The following is a 1806-nucleotide window of genomic DNA, read 5'->3' as shown; positions in this document are numbered from 1 at the left end:
TGGTGAAGCCTTAGAAGCGTTTCGCACCGCCATATCTTTTCGCTTTTTTCAATGGTTAAAAGATAATATTGAGGTATTTACTAATTATAAAGCAAGTTTGGGCTTTGTTTGGGCATAATTTTTGTTTAAGTACCGTTAAGTTAAACTCATTAGTAATAGTTAAAGAGTTTTAGTCACTTTTACAAATTAATAAAAAATGTAAATTAAATGGTTTTTAGCTTAACCCTCTTTTGTCATTTTCCGAGGTAAAATAGTAGAAGAAAAAGAAAAATAAAACTTGGGAAGCATAAGCAATAATGGATGTAGCCGAACAAATTCGTAAACATTTGCCACGAACACCAGAAACCACGATACCATTAGTGGATCAATATTGTGGGTACTATCAGGACTTATTTCCCGATGTGAGAAGTTACGAACATTTTAAGTCCCGTTAGGAATAATCTCTAATCTTAAACGAAAATCATTGCCAGAATTAGAAAAAGTATTAGGTATTTCATCACAATCTTTACACCATTTTCTTCAATCATCACCTTGGTCATTGTCACAACTAGAACAAAGAAGATTAAGTAAATTAGTTAGCATATTACAGAAAGAAAAAATAATCCTTGTAGTGGATGAAACTGGAGATAGAAAAAAAGGTACAAAAACTGATTACACTGCTAGACAATATTTGGGAAATGTGGGCAAAATAGATCATGGAATTGTAATTGTCTCCGTAAATGCCTATGGTATTTATCGGAATATAACCTTCCCATTAATGACGAGAATCTATAAACCAAAGTCGAGATTAAAAGTAGGAGATAAATATAAAACTAAGACTCAAATAGGGGGAGAAATGGTAAGAGAATTAAGAGAATTAGGATTTAAAATAGAATTAGTATTAGCAGATAGTTTATATGGTGAAAGTAGCACTTTTTTAGAAGTATTAGAAGAGTTAAAATTAGAATATGTGGTGTCGATTAGAAATAATCATGGGGTATGGATGGCGTCAAATCAAAGAGTCAGAGCAAATAAATGGTGTAAATTTACTCGTACATTTAGTGATGGAAAAATGGAAACAAGATACATCAGAGAAATTATTTATGGAAAAAAAAGGAGAATAACATATTGGGAAATGACAACAGATACAGAAAACTTACCGAAAAATTCAACCAGTTTTGTGATGAAAAATTGTCAAGGGAATTTGAAAAAAAGATTAGGAGATTTATATGGTCAAAGGACATGGGTAGAATATGGATTTAGACAATGTAAACAAGAATTAGGATGGAAGGATTATCGACTAACAAAAATAGAAAGTATTGAGAAGTGGTGGGAGATAATAAATAGTGTTTATAGGATGATAAGTTTACAAACAAAACCATTTAGAGAATTACTATTTCCAAAAGAAGAAAAGAAAAAAGAAATAGAAGAAAAAGAGCAAATAAATACGTGGAAAAAAAGTTTAAAGAAAATCATGATGATGATTGAACCATTAATGTTATTTTGGTTAATAACACCATGGTTAAAAGTGGTGAATTCATCTCTATTATTAGAAGGATTCAATAATTTACTATCCATAGCTCATGTGGATAAATTATATTTTCCTACGGGATAATTTTTTTTATTTATTTAATAGTTGATTCGGAGTTTGACAAAAGAGGGATAAGCTAAGACGCATTTAAGTTACATTAATCAAATTTCCCTTATTCTTAAATTTTTTACTCCAATTTATCTCTAATTGATTTTCATTTAATAGCCTTGCGATTGTTGTTTCTAACTCTTCTACATTTTTAAATTCTCGATTAGCTATATATTCCTTTGCCGAAT

At 29.9% G+C, this 1806-nt stretch carries 1 protein-coding gene and 2 pseudogenes; 1 reads left to right on the top strand and 2 read right to left on the bottom strand.

The features are described 5' to 3' along the window. Positions 1-214: 214 nt before the first annotated feature. Positions 215-349 (bottom strand): hypothetical protein, encoded by a 135-nt coding sequence (locus tag ACEW8E_RS08455; RefSeq protein WP_373479901.1) that lies wholly within the window; start codon positions 347-349, stop codon positions 215-217. On the opposite strand from ACEW8E_RS08455, the pseudogene ACEW8E_RS08450 reads away from it, so the two are divergent. Further along, positions 297-1594: pseudogene (locus tag ACEW8E_RS08450) on the top strand (IS701 family transposase). The gene ACEW8E_RS08455 and the pseudogene ACEW8E_RS08450 overlap by 53 nt on opposite strands. A 63-nt stretch (positions 1595-1657) precedes the next feature. Here ACEW8E_RS08450 and ACEW8E_RS08445 read toward each other — a convergent pair. Further along, positions 1658-1806: pseudogene (locus ACEW8E_RS08445) on the bottom strand (IS630 family transposase); the annotation flags it as partial.

It is taken from the genome of Geminocystis sp. (assembly GCF_041753295.1).
Classification (GTDB): Bacteria; Cyanobacteriota; Cyanobacteriia; order Cyanobacteriales; family Cyanobacteriaceae; genus Geminocystis.
This window is presented reverse-complemented; position numbering and strand designations above follow the sequence as displayed.